Here is a 17,301-nt window from a genome sequence, read left to right on the forward strand (position 1 = left end):
GGCTAGGAGAGGCGGCCTTGCGCTAGGGTGAGCCGGCATCCTATTTACATTCTAACCATCAAGAACCGATTCTGCCCGATTTCCCGGCGCCGGAATCCCCATCTCCAAAAAGGGTAGTCCATGAAGAACCCCGTCGAAACCTACATGAACCTCGTTCCGATGGTGGTCGAGCAGACCAATCGCGGCGAGCGGGCCTACGACATTTTCTCGCGCCTGCTGAAAGAGCGCATCATTTTCATCACCGGCCCGGTCGAAGACGGTATGGCGACGCTGGTTTGTGCACAGCTTTTGTTCCTCGAGGCCGAGAACCCGAAGAAAGAGATCAATCTCTACATCAACTCGCCGGGCGGCGTGGTGACCTCGGGCATGGCGATCTACGACACCATGCAGTTCATCAAGCCGGCAGTGTCGACGCTGTGCATCGGCCAGGCGGCGTCGATGGGCTCGCTGCTTCTGACCGCCGGCCACAAGGACATGCGTTTTGCCACGCCGAACGCCCGTATCATGGTTCACCAGCCTTCCGGCGGTTTCCAGGGCCAGGCCTCCGACATCGAGCGGCACGCGCAGGACATCATCAAGCTGAAGCGCCGCCTCAACGAGGTCTACGTCAAACACACCGGCAAGAGCTACGAAGACATTGAAAAGACGCTTGACCGCGACCATTTCATGACCGCCGACGAAGCCAAGGATTTCGGCCTCATCGACAAGGTCATTTCGTCGCGCGAGCCGGTCGAAGGCGCTGTGGCATAAGCGCTGCATGGCAGTTGGATGGCGGGATAACGCGCTTTTGCTGGGATTTGCGGCATTTCGGCCACAATTGGCTGTTCCCTCGGTGGATGGGATTGCCTACGTTAAGGCTATGTTGATTTTCGACGGCTTAGCTTTGTGCAGGGTTGGCGCGAATCATTGCGACGTTTTCTGATTTGTGTTTCGTACGGAATGCGTTGCGGGAGCCGGGACACTGGCGGCGGCGAATTCCCGCGATAGATAGAATATGCGCCCTTTCAGCCAGACCATCGGCGGGCGGCCATGAAAGGACAGGAAAATGAGCAAAGTCGGCAACAACAGCGGTGATTCGAAGAACACGCTTTATTGCTCGTTTTGCGGCAAAAGCCAGCATGAGGTGCGCAAGCTGATCGCCGGCCCAACGGTGTTCATCTGCGACGAGTGCGTCGAGCTGTGCATGGACATCATCCGCGAGGAGAACAAGACCTCGATGGTGAAGTCGCGCGAGGGCGTGCCGACCCCGCAGGAGATCCTGAAGGTTCTCGACGACTATGTCATCGGCCAGCCCTACGCCAAGCGCGTGCTGTCGGTGGCTGTCCACAACCACTACAAGCGCCTGGCGCATGCCGGCAAGAACAACGACGTCGAATTGGCGAAGTCCAACATCCTGCTGATCGGCCCGACCGGCTGCGGCAAGACGCTGCTTGCCCAGACGCTGGCCCGCATCATCGACGTGCCCTTCACCATGGCCGACGCGACGACGCTGACCGAAGCCGGTTACGTCGGCGAGGACGTCGAAAACATCATCCTGAAGCTGCTGCAGTCGGCCGACTACAATGTCGAGCGCGCCCAGCGCGGCATCGTCTACATCGATGAAATCGACAAGATCTCGCGCAAGTCCGACAACCCATCGATCACCCGCGACGTGTCGGGCGAGGGTGTGCAGCAGGCGCTTCTGAAGATCATGGAAGGCACCGTTGCCTCCGTTCCGCCGCAGGGCGGCCGCAAGCATCCGCAGCAGGAGTTCCTGCAGGTCGACACCGCCAACATCCTGTTCATCTGCGGCGGCGCCTTCGCCGGGCTGGACAAGATCATCTCGGATCGCGGCAGGAAGACTTCCATCGGCTTCGGCGCCATCGTGGCTTCGCCCGAGGATCGTCGCACCGGCGACGTGTTCCGCCTGGTCGAGCCCGAGGATCTCTTGAAGTTCGGCCTCATCCCCGAGTTTGTCGGCCGTCTGCCGGTCCTGGCGACGCTGGAAGACCTCGACGAGCCGGCGCTGATCCAGATCCTGACCGAGCCGAAAAACGCGCTGGTCAAGCAGTATCAGCGGCTGTTCGAGATGGAGAGTGTCGACCTGACCTTCCATGAGAATGCGCTGTCGGCGATCGCCAAGCGCGCCATCGAGCGCAAGACCGGCGCCCGTGGCCTCCGCTCGATCATGGAAGCGATCCTGCTCGACACCATGTTCGAACTGCCCGCCCTGGAAGGCGTGCGCGAAGTGGTGATTTCGGAAGAAGTGGTGACCGGCAGCGCCCGGCCGCTCTACATCTATTCCGAGCAGAAGGAAAAGAAGGGCAACGTCAGCGCCTGATCTGGCATCTGGCCTAACCTTTTTATGGAACGGCGCCCGCGGGGCGCCGTTTTGCTGTGGTGAGGTACCGATCCTTGTGACGGAGTGGATGAACGAACGTGTCGACCCTTGATCTTTGCCCCTCGTGCATCCAACTAACATCGGAAGGCCGTGGTGCCGAATTCTGTGCTGTAAAACTCCCGTCACAAACGGTGGTAGGCGGAACGATCCCCGGTCGTTAATATGAGATTCGCGGTTGGCTCGATTAGCGGCCGCGACATGAAAGGTTGGACAATGGCCAAAATATCCAAGGCTCCCAGCGACGGCGTCTTCGCAGTCCTCCCACTGCGCGACATCGTGGTGTTCCCGCACATGATCGTTCCGCTCTTTGTCGGGCGTGAAAAGTCGATCAAGGCGCTGGAAGAGGTTATGGGTCAGGAAAAGCAGATCCTGCTTGCCACCCAGATGAATGCCGCCGATGACGATCCCGAGCCCGATGCGATCTTCGACATCGGCACGCTCGCCAATGTGCTGCAATTGCTGAAGCTGCCCGACGGCACCGTCAAGGTGCTGGTCGAAGGCGCTTCGCGTGCCAAGATCGTCTCGTTCACCGACCGTCCGGACTTCCACGAAGCTACCGCCACGGCGCTGGTCGAGCCGGAGGAGGAAGAGGTCGAGGTCGAGGCGCTCGCCCGTTCGGTCGTCACCGACTTCGAAAACTACGTCAAGCTGAACAAGAAGATCTCGCCTGAAGTGGTGGGCGCCGCCAGCCAGATCGACGACTATTCCAAGCTCGCCGATACGGTTGCCTCGCACCTCGCCATCAAGATCCCCGAGAAGCAGGAGATGCTGGCCACGCTGTCCGTCAAGGAACGGCTGGAAAAGGCGATGGGCTTCATGGAAGCCGAAATCTCCGTCCTGCAGGTGGAGAAGCGCATCCGCTCGCGCGTCAAGCGCCAGATGGAGAAGACGCAGCGCGAATATTACCTCAACGAGCAGATGAAGGCGATCCAGAAGGAGCTCGGCGAAGGCGAGGACGGCCGCGACGAGGCCGCCGAGATCGAGGCGCGCATCAAGAAGACCAAGCTCTCCAAGGAGGCCCGCGAAAAGGCGGAAGCCGAGTTGAAGAAGCTGCGGACGATGTCGCCGATGTCGGCGGAATCGACCGTGGTGCGCAATTATCTCGACTGGATCCTGTCGATCCCGTGGGGCAAGAACTCCAAGGTCAAGCAGGACCTGGCGTTTGCGCAGAACGTGCTCGACACCGATCATTTCGGCCTCGACAAGGTCAAGGACCGCATCGTCGAGTATCTCGCCGTGCAAAGCCGCCAGAAGAAGCTGAAGGGGCCAATCCTGTGCCTCGTCGGCCCTCCCGGCGTCGGCAAGACCTCGCTCGGCAAATCGATCGCCAAGGCGACCGGCCGCGAATTCATCCGCATGGCGCTTGGCGGCGTGCGTGACGAGGCCGAGATCCGTGGTCACCGCCGCACCTATATCGGTTCGATGCCCGGCAAGGTCATCCAGTCGATGAAGAAGGCCAAGAAGTCCAACCCGCTCTTCCTGCTCGACGAGATCGACAAGATGGGCCAGGACTTCCGCGGCGATCCGTCATCGGCCTTGCTCGAGGTGCTCGATCCCGAGCAGAACTCGACGTTCATGGACCATTACCTCGAGGTCGAATACGATCTGTCGAGCGTGATGTTCGTGACGACGGCGAACACGCTGAACATCCCTGCGCCCCTGATGGACCGCATGGAGATCATCCGTATCGCCGGCTACACCGAGGACGAGAAGATCGAGATCGCCAAGCGTCACCTGATGCCCAAGGTGATCCGCGACCATGCCCTGCAGCCGAAGGAATTCTCCGTCGGCGAGGACGCGATCCGCGGCATCATCCAGACCTACACCCGTGAAGCGGGCGTCAGAAGCCTGGAGCGCGAGCTGATGAAACTCGGGCGCAAGGCGGTGACCGAGATCCTGAAGACGAAGAAGAAGACGGTGAGCATCACGGCGGCGAACCTCGCCGATTACCTCGGTGTTCCGCGCTTCCGCTTCGGCCAGGTCGAGGCTGACGATCAGGTCGGTGTCGTCACCGGTCTTGCCTGGACGGAAGTCGGCGGCGAGCTGCTGACGGTCGAAGGCGTCATGATGCCCGGCAAGGGCCGCATGACGGTGACCGGCAATCTGCGCGACGTGATGAAGGAATCGATCTCGGCGGCGGCCTCTTATGTCCGCTCGCGGGCCATCGATTTCGGCATCGAGCCGCCGCTGTTCGACAAGCGTGACATCCACGTCCACTTGCCCGAAGGCGCCACGCCGAAGGACGGTCCGTCTGCAGGTGCTGCCATGGCGACAGCCATCGTGTCTGTCATGACTGGTATTCCGGTCCGGGCCGATGTGGCGATGACTGGCGAGATAACGCTTCGCGGCCGCATCTTGCCGATCGGCGGCCTCAAGGAGAAGCTGCTCGCCGCATTGCGCGGCGGCATCAAGAAGGTGCTGATCCCGGAAGACAACGCCAAGGATCTGGCGGAGATACCGGACAATGTGAAGAACGGTATGGAGATCATTCCGGTCTCACGTGTCGGCGAGGTTCTGAGGCACGCGCTGGTGCGCATGCCGGAGCCGATCGAGTGGGTCGAGCCGGTCAATCCGCCGGCTTCCACCGATACCGTTGACGATGCTGGAAAGTCGCTTGCACATTAGAAACTACTAAAGTTGCAGTGCACAAAGAGAGAGCCGGGCCTTGAGCCCGGCTTTTTCATGTGAAAAACCCACCTTTTCCGGGCTTTTTTCAACTTATTTCCGGCTTTTTGACTTGGGTTTGCGAGCGCTTCTTTCTAAAGTCCCTCTCCTGCCGGATGAGTCGAAAGTTCCGGTTTTCTCATGGAAGGGAATTTTTATGAACAAGAACGAACTGGTTTCCGCTGTCGCTGAATCCGCGAGCATTTCGAAGGGTGACGCACAGTCGGCGGTTGAGGCGGTGTTCTCCGTCATCACTGGCGAACTGAAGAAGGGCGGCGATGTACGGCTCGTCGGCTTCGGAAATTTCACCGTCTCCAAGCGTGCGGCATCGACTGGCCGCAACCCGCAGACTGGCGCGGAAGTGAAGATTCCGGCGCGTACCGTGCCGAAGTTCTCGGCCGGCAAAGGCCTCAAGGACGCGGTCAACTAAAAATTTTTTCAGAGAATGTTGGAAAGCCGGGTTCGCCCGGCTTTTCTTTTGCCTCGATCGCGGCAAGCCGTCAGCCCGCTGAGGCGAGCCTTCAGCCCACCGGCGCATCCGCGCGCATCAGGCCTTCCTGCTTGAGGTCCGCCCACAGCGCCGCGGGCAGCTTGGCATCGAGCAGGGCGCGGTTGCTTTCGACTTCGCTCGGCCGCTGGCCGCCGGGGATGACCGACACCACGGAGGGGTGCAGCAGCGGAAACTGCAGCGCCGCCTCGATCAGCCTGACGCCATGGCGCTGGCAGACGGCCTCGATGCGCCCGACGCGATCCATGATGTCCCTTGGCGCCTCGGAGTAATTGTAATAGGCGCCTGGCTTCGGCCCGGTCGCCAGGATGCCGGAATTGTAAGGACCGCCGAGAACGATGCCGATGCCGCGTTGCTCGCAGAGCGGCAGGAAGGTGGCAAGCGCTTCCTGTTCCAGCAGCGTGTAGCGCCCGGCCAGCAGGAACAGGTCGAAGTCGCCACGCTCCGCCAGCGTCTGGCAAACCTCCCATTCGTTGATGCCGCCGCCGAAGGCCTTGATCACGCCCTGGTCGCGCAGCGCAACCAGTCCGTTGTAGCCCGAGGCCATGAATTCCTCGATGCGCTGGTCTGACGCCTCCTTGCTGCCATGGGTGAAGATGTCGAGGTCATGGACGAAAAGGATGTCGATGCGGTCGACGCCAAGCCGTTCCAGCGACGCCTCGAACGAGCGCATGACGCCGTCATAGCTGTAGTCGTAGACCTCCTTGCGCGTCGGTGTGTCGAAGAACTTGCCGATGCCGGTTCGTTCCTCCGGCGGGCAGGCGCGCAACAGGCGACCGACCTTGCTCGACAGCACATAATCGTCGCGCTTCCTGCCGCGCAGGAAGGCATTGAGCCGTGTTTCGGCAAGGCCCAGGCCATAGAGCGGCGCGGTGTCGTAGTAACGGCAGCCGGTCGCCCACGCCGCCTCCAGCGTCGCGTTGGCATCCGCGTCGGGGACGGCGCGGTAAAGGTTGCCGAGCGGCGCGCTGCCGAAGCCAAGCTCGGTGAAGTCGAGGCCGCCATTGCCGATGCGGTCGAAATGCCGTGTCTTCATGTCGTGCTGATTTCCTGGATTGATTGTCTGACCTGACACTATCACGCCGCTGGCTCAGCAAAAGCCGCCATGGCCGTTGGACAGGCATTTTCCCGATGATAGCATGAACAAAAACAAGCCTTTTCCGAAAGCGCGCAACCGGAAATCACCGGCCACAAACCCGGCCCGACAGATGGGACTCTCATGGCGAATGCCGGCTCGGATATGTTTTCGACCGCCCTGCAAGAGCTGGGCGCCGTACTGGCGCGCGTCGACGAAGCCGGCATCGACATCGCCTGCGAAACCCTGGCCCGCGCGCAAAAGATCGGCGTCTATGGCTGCGGCCGCGAAGCGTTGCAGCTCAAGGGTTTCGCCATGCGCCTCTATCACCTTGGGCTTGAGGTGTCGGTGGTCGGCGACATGAACACGCCACCGCTTGGCGCAGCCGATGTCTTCCTGGTCAGTTCCGGCCCGGGCGAGACGACGACGGTGCTCACCTTGATGCAAGTCGCCCGCCAGGCCGGCGCCACCGTGCTTTTGCTCACCGCCGAGGCAGGCAGCAGTGCGGTCGCGCTTGCCGACTTCACCTTGCTGATCCCGGCGCAGACCATGGCGCGTGACCAAGGGCCGCAAAAGACATCGCTGCTGCCGATGGGCTCGGTCTTCGAAGGGGCGCTGTTCCTGCTGTTCGAGGTCATGGTGCTGAAGCTCAAGGCGCTGACCGGCCAGTCGTCCGAGGCCATGCGCGCCCGCCACACCAACATGGAATAGATCATGCGCTACGAACTGATGCTGCCGCACCAGATCCGCAAGACGATCGCCGAGAACTGGCCGGTCGCTCTCCCGCTCGGCGTGCTCGAATATCACGGCGAGCACATGGCCGTCGGCATGGACACGCTGGCCGTCGTCAAGACGCTGGAGCTCTACGAGAAGGAGGCCGACGTCGTCATCCTGCCGGCTTTCTACTACGGTGCGGCGAGCTATGTGGTGGCAGCACCCGAAGGCAACGGCTCGGTGCAGGTCGGCGGCAACCAGCTGGCGCCGTTCGCCGAAGAATTGTTCTACAGCCTGCTGCGCATCGGCTTTCGTAACATCAACGCCATCATCCACCACCAGACCGAGAACTTTGCCGCCGGCATGCCGACCGATCTCGCCTTCAAGGCCGCCGGCCGCCAGGCGATCTTCCGCTTCCTCGAGAAGCAGCGCGGCGAGGGCTGGTGGGGCTCAGACGAGATGGCCGATTATTATTCCGGGCACGCCGCCGGCGAGAATTTCTTCAACTGGGTGCAGGTGCACCCGCTAATGTCGGCTGCCATGAACGGGAAGTATCCGTTCGATCACGCCGGTGTTGGCGAGACATCATTGATGCTGGCACTGTGTCCGGAAGCGGTCGATGCCGGGCGTTTTGGCGAGAATACCGCGTGGTATACGGCCAGTGCGCCGGAGGCCTCGGCGGAGCTGGGGCGAAAGGGTGTGGCGATGATCATGGATCACCTGAGGGCGATATTGGGGCGCTAGCAGACAAAGTCGCTCTGTAGCGATCCTTCACACCCCCCTCTGTCCTGCCGGACATCTCCCCCGCAAGGGGGGAGATCAGATGTCATTTCCGCTTTCGCCAATCACCTACGTCGCAAGAAAAGCGATGCAGCCAAAGCTGCCGATCTCCCTCCTTGCGGGGGAGATGGCCGGCAGGCCAGAGGGGGGTGCTGTCCCGCCGAGGTCAACAGTAGAGGGGCACGCCGCCTCTCGCCTACTTCACCGCCCCCGCCGTCATGCCCATGATCAGATAGCGTTCAAGCGCAATCCCGATGACCGCCAGCGGTGCGATCGCGGCGGTGGCAAGCGCCGCCATCGACCACCAGTTGATGCCTTGCGAGCCGGTCTGGCTCGCCACCATCACCGGAATGGTCTTGGCGTCGGTCGACGTCAGGAGTGCCGCAAAAAAGTACTCGTTCCAGCACAGCACCATCGCCAGGATGAAGGCGGCGACCATGCCCGGCAGCGCAATCGGCATGACGATGCGGAAAAAGGCGCCCCAGATCGACAGGCCGTCGACCAGCGCTGCCTCCTCCAGTTCGACAGGGATCGAATTGAACTGGTCGCGCATGATCCAGATGACGATCGGCAGCACCATGAGCGTGTAGAGCAGGATCAGGCCGATGCGTGTGTCGAGCAGGCCGACCTCGCGGTAGAGCACCAGGAAGGGCAGGGCGAGCACCACCGGCGGCAGGATCAGCTGCGACAGGAAGAAGAAGGAGATGTCCTCGTTCTTGAACCAGGCGAACTGATAGCGGTACCGGGTCAGCCCATAGGCGGCGAGGCTGCCGATGACGATGGCGAGGCTCGATGCGCCGACCGAGGTGATGACCGAATTCATGAAGCGCTTGAAAAACTCCTCCCGCACCGTCGAGGTCTGGAAGATCGAATCCGGCGACAGGCCGAGCGAGCGCCAGCCCTTCCAGTCCGGTTGGAAGTCGACGAACGGGATGAGGTGTCCTTGCGTGACGTCGACCGCAGTCTTGAACGAGGTGGTGATCGTCCAGTAGATCGGGAACAGGCAGATGAAGGCCCAGAACGCCAGCGCGCCATAGATGAAGATGCGATTGGCCAGAAAACCTAGCGGTGAGCGGATTTCCGAGGCAGTATAGTCGGTGGTCTGGACGCTCATTGTGCCTCGTCAGTTCACGTTGCGCACGAAGCGATTGGCCAATTTCAACAGCCAGGTCACGAACACGACGATGATGACGAGATAGGCCATCGCCAGCATGGTGCCGTAGCCGACATTCGAGCGGTCGCGGTATTCGCGGTAGATGAAGCTCGACACCGAATCCGTGGCGCCGCCAGGCCCGCCGGAGGTCACGGTGATGATGATGTCGGCAAGCTTCAGCTTGAAGATGATGCGCAGGATCACCGCCGTCACCGACACCGGCAGCATCAGCGGGAAGGTGACCTGCCAAAAAGTCTGCCATGGCGTGGCGCCGTCGACGCGCGCTGCCTCCAGCACGTCGCGCGACATCGCCTGCAGGCCGGCAAGCAGCATGATCATCATGAACGGGATGAAGGTCCAGGCGTCGAGCACCATGATCGAGATGCGGGCGGTGATCGGGTTGGAGAAGAAGGCGGGGTTCTCCCAGCCGAGATGGCGCGCCAGCGTCGCCGCCGGCCCGAAACGGTATTCCATCAGCGATTTGCCGATCATCCAGGATACCGCGACCGGCGACAGCATCAGCGGCATCAGGAAGACGACTCGGAAGAATTTGCGCGCCCGGATCTGCGCGTTGAGCAGCAGCGCCAGGCCGAAAGCGATGACATATTCGACCAGCACGGCGAGCACATAAAGCACCATGTTGAACAGCGCGTTGCGGTAGTAGGGATCGGCCAGCATCTGCCAGAAATTGTCGAGCCCGTTGAACTTGCGGCCGGAAAAGGACGACAGGTTCCAGTCGGTCAGCGCGATATAGAAGCCGAACAGCGTCGGGAAGATCACCATGGCGATGGTGAACAGCAGCGCCGGCAGCAGGAACAGCGCGCGCTGGCCGTCCTCGCCGCGCGTCAGCACCTGGCCGATGCCGAGCGCCACGCCCCACAGAACATAGGCGTAGACGATCGGACGCCAGGTCTCGAAGCCGAGCGTGGTGATCTCGTTCTTGTAGAGGATCTCAAACGCGATCACCGCCAGCAGGCCAAGCGTGGCGGCCGCCATCAGGGCAAAACCCGCCCGCTTGCGGGCCGGCGAGATCAGATCGGCTGGGCCGGCGTTGGCCGGCCATGCATTGGTGGTCTGGTCTGCCACGCGTCCCCGTCCGTTTAAAAAATCAAGCCTGCGACCGGCCCGAGCCGGTCAGGTCCGGCGGCTTGCACCGCCGGACCTGTTGTCACGATAGGATCAGCCTACACGCCGAGCGAGGCCTTGTAGAGCTTGATCTGGTTTTCGCGGCCGATCTGGTCGGTCAGCTTCTCCCAGGCCGCGGCAATGGCGTCGGCGCCTTCCTGCGCCTTCATCTTGCCGGCGAATGTGTTGGCCAGAATGTCCTCGGCAGCCGAATAATACTGGAAGATGCCGGGGATGCGCGGCTCGATCGCCGCGTTCGGATGGTTGTAGCTGTCGGCTTCCGACTTCAGATACGAGGTGATGAACGCCTCGTCGTAGCCTGCCGCCACCCATTCGGGAATGTCGAAATGCGAGTTGCGGTAGGGCTGGAAGCCGGACGGATACATCGCCGTCCAGATCGACAGGTCCTTGCCGCCGAGATGAGCGGCGGCCGACCATGCCGCTTTTTTCTTCTTTTCGTCCGTATCGACGCGGGCCATGACGTAGACGCCCCAGCCGAGATAGGCGCAGTTCGGCGCATAGTTCGGGCCGCTGGCGAGTTTGTCCCAAGCGCCGGTCTTGGCATTGTAGACGTCGTCGGACCCCGGCAGGATCGAGAAGCCGGTGACGTCGCCGATGACCGAGCTATCGTTGGTCTTGACGTTGGAGCCGACGTCGCCCCACCAGGTGACCATCGAACCGGTGCCGGCCAGGAACTGCTGGAAGGCTGTCGTGTTCGGGTCGGCGTTGATCTGGTCGGCGGGCTCCGACGGCAGCGCGTCGATGACGTCCTGGATGGCGCGCACCCAGGCCGGATTGTTGATGCGCGGCTTCATCGTGTCGGCATCGAACAGCCAGGCCTTGTCGTCGGGATGCTTGGCATAGGCGGTGGCGCGGCTGCCGAGGAAGTAGAAGCCGAAACCGCCCCAGGCCTTGGGCGCATCGAGATAGCCGAAGACGTCCTGGTCCTTGAACTTCTTGCCCTTGAGGAATTTTGTGACGGCCTGGACTTCCTGCCAGGTCTTCGGCACACCCCATTCGGTGGTCGCGCCGCCGTCCTTCCACGCCTTGGCGAGGTCGGCATCGGCAAAAACGTCGGTGCGGTAATTGAAGTTGTGCGCATCGCCATCGACGGTGATCCGGTACTGCTTGCCGTCCCAGGTGCCGACCGGCGGCTGCAGATAGGCCACGACATCCTTCATGTCGATCTGCTCTTTGACCCAGTCGGGCATCTCGGACGTCAGGCCCTTGCCGCAGACATCGCCTTCGAAGGGCGCGCCCATCTCGATGATGTCGAAGTCGACGGTGCCGGTTGCGATCGACTGCTGCAGGCGGGCATTGTAGTCGGCCTGCGCCAGGTCGATCCAGCTGATCTTGGCGCCGGTATAGGCCTCCCACGGCTTCAGGAAGCCGCGGAACAGCACATTGTGCAGGTTCTGGTTGTTGAGGCCCATGAAGGTGAGCTCGACGCCGGCGAATTCGCCTTCCTTGACGTTGGCCTTGGTGGCTTCCAGGCAGAGTTCGCCGACCTTCTGGAAATCGGCATCCGTCGGCTGACCCTTGCCGACGCCGGGGATCTGAAGAATTTTGGAGCGTAGCTCGCTGGCGGCTTCAGCCGGGCGGGTGAAAGCGCCGAGCCCAGCGCCCGATGCGGCGGCGATCGCGGCCATCGAGGCCGCGCCCTTGAGTATGTCACGCCGGGTGGCACCCGCGCGGACGAGTTTTTCGTACAGACCGACTCTCATCTATTCCTCCCAGAACAACAGTCGTGAATTAAATGCCAATCCCTCCGACGCCGAAACGTCGGCGGTTCTCCTTTATCATACGGGGACGTGGGACCCCACCCTGCGTCGCCTGGAGCTCCGATTTTCGGATAAAAATCCGACTGCCGGATTGGCAACAGCTAATATTTGCGTAATCGATTACCTTGTCAACACGAATGGCTTTTTATCGATAACATACCGACTTGCCCTTGCCGTTGGCAATGGCTAGCTTCACCGCGAGAAAAGGGGGGACGATGGCTCAAGTCGCGATCAGCAATGTGGCCAAGGCGTTCGGAACCGTCAAGGTCCTGCACGAGGTCAGCGTCGATATCGCCGATGGCCAGTTCGTGGTGTTGGTAGGCCCGTCGGGCTGCGGCAAGTCCACGCTGCTCAGGATGGTGGCCGGGCTGGAGACCGTCTCCGGCGGCACGATCGCCATTGGCGAGCGCATCGTCAACAATCTGCCGCCGGCCAAGCGCGACATCGCCATGGTGTTCCAGAACTACGCGCTCTATCCGCACAAGACGGTGGAGCAGAACATGGCGTTTGCGCTGAAGCTGCGCAAGACCGATCCGGCCGTGGTCGCCGAGCGGGTCAAGCGCGCCGCCGACATTCTCGACCTCAATCCGTACCTGAAACGTTATCCGCGCCAGCTCTCCGGTGGCCAGCGCCAGCGCGTCGCCATGGGCCGCGCCATCGTGCGCAATCCGCAGGTCTTCCTGTTCGACGAGCCGCTCTCCAATCTCGACGCCAAGCTGCGCGTGCAGATGCGCACCGAGATCAAGGAACTGCACCAGCGGCTGAAGACCACCACCATCTACGTCACCCACGACCAGATCGAGGCCATGACCATGGCCGACAAGATCGTCGTCATGCGCGATGGCCGTATCGAGCAGGTCGGCGCGCCATTGGAATTGTTCGACCGGCCGGCCAATCTGTTTGTCGCCGGCTTCATCGGCTCGCCGTCGATGAACCTGCTCAAAGGCGTGGTGCGCAAGGGCGACAAGGTCGAGATAGCAGGCACGCTGTTCCCGATTGCTGCCGGCAGCGCCGCCAAGGAGGGCCAGGCCGTGGTCTATGGCGTGCGGCCCGAGCATCTCGAAATCCATCCCGACGGCGTGCCGGCAAAGATCTCGGTGGTCGAACCCACGGGTTCCGAAACGCTGGTCTTCGTGCGCTTCGGCGACAGCGGCGAGATGGTGGCGCTGTTTCGCGAGCGCCACGACTTCAAGCCCGGCGACACGCTCAATCTCAAGCCGCGCCTCGACCAGGTCCATCTCTTCGACGCCGAGACCGGCAACCGGCTCTGATTTCCAATCGACTTTGACCAAACCTGTTTGACGAGGACTGCCATGCTCAAAGGGATCAACCCATTGCTCAATGCCGATGTGCTCCAGGCGCTCAGGGCAATGGGACACGGCGACGATCTGATCATCGCCGACACCAATTTCCCCGCCGATTCGGTGGCAAAGCAGACCGTGCTCGGCAAGCTGCTGCACATCGACGCCTCGGCGGCCGATGTGGTCAAGGCGGTGCTGTCGCTCTATCCGCTGGACACTTTCGTCGACGATGCGGCCGCGCGCATGGAGATCGTCGGCAAGCCGGACGAGATCCCGCCGGTGCAAAAAGAGGTGCAAAAGGAGATCGACAAGGCCGAGGGCAAGGCCTGGCCGATGATCTCGGTCGAGCGCTACGCCTTCTACGAGCGCGCCAAGAAAGCCTATTGCGTCATCCAGACCGGCGAGCGCCGCTTCTATGGCTGCTTCGCCTTTCGCAAGGGCGTCGTGCCGCCGGACGCCGAGTAGGGCCATGGCGTCGGGCAAACCTGTCGTCATTCTGGGCGTTTTCGTCGCCGACACCGCTTACCGGGCCAATCGACAGCCGCGCATGGGTGAAACCATTCTTGGTAATTCCTTCAAGCTGGGACCTGGCGGCAAGGGCTCGAACCAGGCGGTGGCGGCAGGCAAGCTCGGCGCCGACATCACTTTCCTGACCCGGCTTGGCGTCGATGCTTTCGCCGACATGGCCAAGGCGACCTGGGCAGAGGCGGGCGTGAAATCCGCCGTCATCGACACGCCGCAAAGCTATACCGGCGCGGCCTATATCTTCATCGAGGAGACGACCGGCAACAACGCCATCATCGTCAGCCCGGGTGCGGCGATGCTGATCTCGTCTGAAGACATCGAGGCCAATGCCGGCCTGATCCGTGGAGCCGGCGTCTTCGTCACCCAGCTCGAACAGCCGATCGACGCGGCACTGCGCGCACTCGAGATCGCGCGCGGGGCAGGGGTGACCACCATTCTCAATCCGGCGCCGGCGGCCAAGCTGCCGGACCGCATCTACACGCTGTGCGACTATGTGACCCCCAACGAAACCGAGGCCGAGGAACTGACCGGCATCAAGGTTTCTTCGATCGACGACGCTCGCCGCGCCGCCGACAGCCTGCTCAAAAAAGGCGTCGGCTCGGTCATCATCACGCTCGGCGAAAAAGGCGCGCTGCTGCACACGGCCGCTCGGTCCGAACATGTCCCGGTGGTCAATGCCGGCGCAGTGGTCGAAACTACCGGTGCGGGCGATGCCTTCAATGGCGGCCTGGCCGCCGCACTCGCCAAAGGCGTGGAGCCGCTGCAAGCCGTCCGCTTCGCCTGCGCCGTCGCCGGCATTTCGGTGACAAGGCCGGGTACGGCGCCATCCATGCCGACGCTGCATGAGGTCGAGGCGCTGCTGGCCGAGGGGTGAGGTCGTTGCGGGAGAGATCGAGTTCAGATCCGACCGGATCTGAATTGCCTCATGCAAGACCATGATTCTAGACGATTATGTCACATTTCTCCTGAGGAGAAATGGCGCGAGTGACGGGGCTCGAACCCGCGACCTCCGGCGTGACAGGCCGGCGAAAACGCCTGATTAATCAACGACTGATTCAATTCCTTACGCTCTCGAATTTGCGGGAAAAAGCGCGAAATTGAAACATGCTTATCAGAACTCCTCGTCGTAATCCGCGAGTCATTAACTTCCGATCCTCAGCTTATCGACGACGCGTCCGGGGGGTGCACGATCCTTCTGACGACGACGGGCACTGCGCGCGCGTATTTGTAGCAAGCCGCCACGCTGAAGCTACACAACCGCCGGGCATGTTACTGCCTCGGATCATTAATTTTTCGCTAGCGTTTGATTAAGCCCCTTAGGGCCGGACGTCTTGGCGTTTTGTAATGCACGGCAATAGCCGGGCGGGCGCCGGTCGCCTCCGTCATGTCGCCGCTGCGCCGCGTCAGGCTTCTTTCTCACCAAGCCCGAAAAGTGTTTTCGAGAACTCCCATATCGTCTCCGCGCAAGGTTTCGCACCAATGCAGCGAGAGCTTGGGGCGAGGAGCCCGGCATTGATCGCCAGGGCTCCTGAGAGAACGGTGGACTCGGCGTCAGAGTCTCGTCGGTGGCCTTTTTCCAAGTGCCAGATTGAGGAGCGACACAGCTTTCTCTCGGCCAAGTTTGGAAGCCCATGTGTTCATCGTGCAAAAGCGCGAAATCTCGTAATGCTCGAGGGCTTGGGCAACAGCTAGAAGGCCGGCATCTAGTGCAGGCGCGCCCTTGTATTCTTCCATGATCTCGGCGCCTTCATCCGTGATGCCGACGATAGCCGCGCAGGTCTTTGCCTGTGGCTTCTTGCCGATCTCTTCGAGAACCTCTGGGGCCTATTAGCTGCCGTTCAGCATTCGATACGCCCCGAAATCGCGGTCACGCGTCTGGTGCCACCGTCGCCCATTGCTCGCCCAAATTGCAGATCCTTAGCGGGAGAGCGCTTCTGCTCTCACCACTCGCAGGCACGAGATATTTCGGTGTTGGGCGTGATGCACCTTTTTTCTCCGCCGATCAAAAATGGTGGGGCGGGAGATTCGCTCCCTTTTCGCGCCCCCTAAAAGCAGACGCTTGATTCGTTGACCGACCCTTGGGCGAAATTGTCTGTCCGCAAGCCAAGTATGTTCCGGAAACCAACAAGACCATCAGCGTCGAGTCGAGAATATCATGGCCGACAAGGATGCCTGTCATCCCTCCAGCAACGTATATAATGACGGTGACCACCATTATGGTGGCGCCAAAACGTTCCAGCGGATCAGCACTGATGCGCAGGACTCTTGTCGCATTCCGGATCGTCACGACGAATATTGCAGCCAATGTCAGCGCACCTGCGAGTCCGGCCTGCACCAAAGCCGTAAGGAAGCCGTTGTGAAAGTGGTTGAAGCCTTCGGTGGCGCCAAAGCGCTGTTTGAACCCCTGCCTTGAAAGCATCCGGCCGGCGGCCATTCCGTGACCAAAAACGGGCGCTTGGCGAAAGGCATCGAGCCCGACGTCCCACAACCCGACCCGCAACCCGAGCGGCGTGGTATAATCGCCGTTGACGGCGAGGGCATTCCAGTCCTCGAACAGGACATGTGTGCGATCGGCGACAATCGGAGACGTAATTGCCGTGATGATCAATGTCGATGCGCCGGCAATCACCAGCAACTGCTTCATGTCTGATCGGAAGACCCTTTCGCGATGGGTCACAAGCACCGCTACCAGCGCGATGAGCAAGGCCACCCAGACCATGCGCGAGCCCGAGTAGAGTGTCGCCACCACACCGGCAAGCGCGGCGGCCGTGAGCGGCTTCCACGCTTTCTCGACCCCAGACAGAGCACCTGTAAGACACATCATCACGGCCAGGCAGGTGACCGTGGCAAACACGATGGGGTTTCCGGCCCCACCTTCGGGTCTCAGCATCCCAATCCAGTGGTATTGGACGATGGCCAGCACCAGTGCCCCGACACATGCTGCGGCGCTGGCACGAACGGCAGTGCGTGCGAGGCTCTCCTTGTCCATGATGCTCCACGTCGAATAGGAAATCGGGAACAACAGCAAGGTCATCAGGGGCAAGAAATGAGTGGCATCGGCCCGCAGCGTCCCGTTTACGATCGACGCCAGGATCTGGGCGGCGCAATAGGCATAGATGGCAGTGGTCATGGCAAGCATAGGCCGATCAATGTTAAGGCGCCGCCGGCCGGCCGCCAGCAGCGCCAATGACCAGAGCGCGCCGCCATGGAAGACGAAGCTCACCACCGAACCGAATACCGGCGGCGAAAAGAAGCAGGCGATCGAGAAATACTGGTTGACCTGGTCAGTCGTGAA

The 17,301-nt window shown here is 61.5% G+C and carries 15 protein-coding genes; 9 read left to right on the forward strand and 6 right to left on the reverse strand.

Annotation, left to right across the window (positions count from 1 at the left end; translation table 11 throughout):
- Nucleotides 1-120: 120 nt before the first annotated feature.
- The 4 genes from clpP (at nt 121) to NKI88_RS00605 (ending at nt 5,474) form a co-directional block, all read left to right on the forward strand.
- On the forward strand, nt 121-750 hold the full coding sequence (clpP, locus tag NKI88_RS00590; protein WP_023669420.1) for an ATP-dependent Clp endopeptidase proteolytic subunit ClpP: 630 nt from the start codon (nt 121-123) through the stop codon (nt 748-750).
- A gap of 295 nt (nt 751-1,045) precedes the next feature.
- Nucleotides 1,046-2,320, forward strand: coding sequence for an ATP-dependent Clp protease ATP-binding subunit ClpX (gene clpX, locus NKI88_RS00595; protein ID WP_023682305.1), 1,275 nt, complete (start codon nt 1,046-1,048; stop codon nt 2,318-2,320).
- Nucleotides 2,321-2,593: 273 nt separating this feature from the next.
- Nucleotides 2,594-5,005, forward strand: coding sequence for an endopeptidase La (lon, locus tag NKI88_RS00600; protein WP_023682304.1), 2,412 nt, complete (start codon nt 2,594-2,596; stop codon nt 5,003-5,005).
- Nucleotides 5,006-5,201: 196 nt separating this feature from the next.
- Nucleotides 5,202-5,474, forward strand: coding sequence for an HU family DNA-binding protein (locus NKI88_RS00605; protein WP_023669423.1), 273 nt, complete (start codon nt 5,202-5,204; stop codon nt 5,472-5,474).
- Between the two features lie 91 nt (nt 5,475-5,565).
- Here the strand turns inward: NKI88_RS00605 and NKI88_RS00610 are convergent, their stop codons facing one another.
- Entirely contained in the window at nt 5,566-6,588 is a 1,023-nt protein-coding gene (locus NKI88_RS00610; RefSeq protein WP_023669424.1) for an aldo/keto reductase, read from the reverse strand.
- A 183-nt stretch (nt 6,589-6,771) separates the two neighbouring features.
- Here NKI88_RS00610 and NKI88_RS00615 point away from each other — a divergent pair, with 183 nt between their 5' ends.
- Nucleotides 6,772-7,338 carry an SIS domain-containing protein gene (locus NKI88_RS00615; RefSeq protein ID WP_023821099.1) on the forward strand — a complete coding sequence of 189 codons (567 nt, stop codon included), beginning with the start codon at nt 6,772-6,774 and terminating at the stop codon, nt 7,336-7,338.
- A 3-nt stretch (nt 7,339-7,341) separates the two neighbouring features.
- Complete coding sequence (locus NKI88_RS00620; RefSeq protein ID WP_352653507.1) at nt 7,342-8,085, forward strand: creatininase family protein; 744 nt, start codon at nt 7,342-7,344, stop codon at nt 8,083-8,085.
- A 232-nt stretch (nt 8,086-8,317) separates the two neighbouring features.
- On the opposite strand, the gene NKI88_RS00625 is transcribed toward NKI88_RS00620, so the two are convergent.
- The 3 genes from NKI88_RS00625 to NKI88_RS00635 form a co-directional block, all read right to left on the reverse strand.
- Nucleotides 8,318-9,235: a carbohydrate ABC transporter permease gene (locus tag NKI88_RS00625; RefSeq protein WP_023739336.1), complete on the reverse strand. Its 918-nt coding sequence runs from the start codon at nt 9,233-9,235 to the stop codon at nt 8,318-8,320.
- 9 nt (nt 9,236-9,244) lie between these two features.
- Nucleotides 9,245-10,360, reverse strand: coding sequence for a carbohydrate ABC transporter permease (locus tag NKI88_RS00630; protein WP_352625287.1), 1,116 nt, complete (start codon nt 10,358-10,360; stop codon nt 9,245-9,247).
- 98 nt (nt 10,361-10,458) lie between these two features.
- On the reverse strand, nt 10,459-12,123 hold the full coding sequence (locus tag NKI88_RS00635; protein ID WP_023705031.1) for an ABC transporter substrate-binding protein: 1,665 nt from the start codon (nt 12,121-12,123) through the stop codon (nt 10,459-10,461).
- A 272-nt stretch (nt 12,124-12,395) separates the two neighbouring features.
- On the opposite strand from NKI88_RS00635, the gene NKI88_RS00640 reads away from it, so the two are divergent.
- Genes NKI88_RS00640 through rbsK form a run of 3 tightly spaced genes read left to right on the forward strand, consistent with a single transcriptional unit; the run spans nt 12,396 to nt 14,880 of the window.
- Nucleotides 12,396-13,451, forward strand: coding sequence for an ABC transporter ATP-binding protein (locus NKI88_RS00640; protein WP_023697414.1), 1,056 nt, complete (start codon nt 12,396-12,398; stop codon nt 13,449-13,451).
- Between the two features lie 42 nt (nt 13,452-13,493).
- Nucleotides 13,494-13,946, forward strand: a complete 453-nt coding sequence (locus tag NKI88_RS00645) for an RbsD/FucU family protein (protein ID WP_023669431.1) — start codon at nt 13,494-13,496, stop codon at nt 13,944-13,946.
- 4 nt (nt 13,947-13,950) lie between these two features.
- Nucleotides 13,951-14,880, forward strand: a complete 930-nt coding sequence (gene rbsK, locus NKI88_RS00650; protein WP_352653508.1) for a ribokinase — start codon at nt 13,951-13,953, stop codon at nt 14,878-14,880.
- A 677-nt stretch (nt 14,881-15,557) separates the two neighbouring features.
- On the opposite strand, the gene NKI88_RS00655 is transcribed toward rbsK, so the two are convergent.
- Together NKI88_RS00655 and NKI88_RS00660 are read right to left on the reverse strand one after the other, a co-directional pair.
- A complete protein-coding gene (locus NKI88_RS00655; RefSeq protein ID WP_502909417.1) occupies nt 15,558-15,809 on the reverse strand; it encodes a YciE/YciF ferroxidase family protein in 252 nt (83 codons plus the stop codon).
- A gap of 199 nt (nt 15,810-16,008) precedes the next feature.
- Nucleotides 16,009-17,229 (reverse strand): O-antigen ligase family protein, encoded by a 1,221-nt coding sequence (locus tag NKI88_RS00660; RefSeq protein ID WP_352653509.1) that lies wholly within the window; start codon nt 17,227-17,229, stop codon nt 16,009-16,011.
- Nucleotides 17,230-17,301: the final 72 nt, after the last annotated feature.

The sequence above is a fragment of the Mesorhizobium sp. M0317 genome, from assembly GCF_040321555.1.
Taxonomy (GTDB): Bacteria; Pseudomonadota; Alphaproteobacteria; order Rhizobiales; family Rhizobiaceae; genus Mesorhizobium.

Excerpts from the sequence above, each read along its gene's own strand:
- clpP (WP_023669420.1), top strand. The coding sequence starts at position 121 with ATGAAGAACCCCGTCGAAACCTACATGAACCTCGTTCCGATGGTGGTC.
- clpX (WP_023682305.1), top strand. The coding sequence starts at position 1,046 with ATGAGCAAAGTCGGCAACAACAGCGGTGATTCGAAGAACACGCTTTAT.
- lon (WP_023682304.1), top strand. The coding sequence starts at position 2,594 with ATGGCCAAAATATCCAAGGCTCCCAGCGACGGCGTCTTCGCAGTCCTC.
- NKI88_RS00605 (WP_023669423.1), top strand. The coding sequence starts at position 5,202 with ATGAACAAGAACGAACTGGTTTCCGCTGTCGCTGAATCCGCGAGCATT.
- NKI88_RS00610 (WP_023669424.1), bottom strand. The coding sequence starts at position 6,588 with ATGAAGACACGGCATTTCGACCGCATCGGCAATGGCGGCCTCGACTTC.
- NKI88_RS00615 (WP_023821099.1), top strand. The coding sequence starts at position 6,772 with ATGGCGAATGCCGGCTCGGATATGTTTTCGACCGCCCTGCAAGAGCTG.
- NKI88_RS00620 (WP_352653507.1), top strand. The coding sequence starts at position 7,342 with ATGCGCTACGAACTGATGCTGCCGCACCAGATCCGCAAGACGATCGCC.
- NKI88_RS00625 (WP_023739336.1), bottom strand. The coding sequence starts at position 9,235 with ATGAGCGTCCAGACCACCGACTATACTGCCTCGGAAATCCGCTCACCG.
- NKI88_RS00635 (WP_023705031.1), bottom strand. The coding sequence starts at position 12,123 with ATGAGAGTCGGTCTGTACGAAAAACTCGTCCGCGCGGGTGCCACCCGG.
- NKI88_RS00640 (WP_023697414.1), top strand. The coding sequence starts at position 12,396 with ATGGCTCAAGTCGCGATCAGCAATGTGGCCAAGGCGTTCGGAACCGTC.
- NKI88_RS00645 (WP_023669431.1), top strand. The coding sequence starts at position 13,494 with ATGCTCAAAGGGATCAACCCATTGCTCAATGCCGATGTGCTCCAGGCG.
- rbsK (WP_352653508.1), top strand. The coding sequence starts at position 13,951 with ATGGCGTCGGGCAAACCTGTCGTCATTCTGGGCGTTTTCGTCGCCGAC.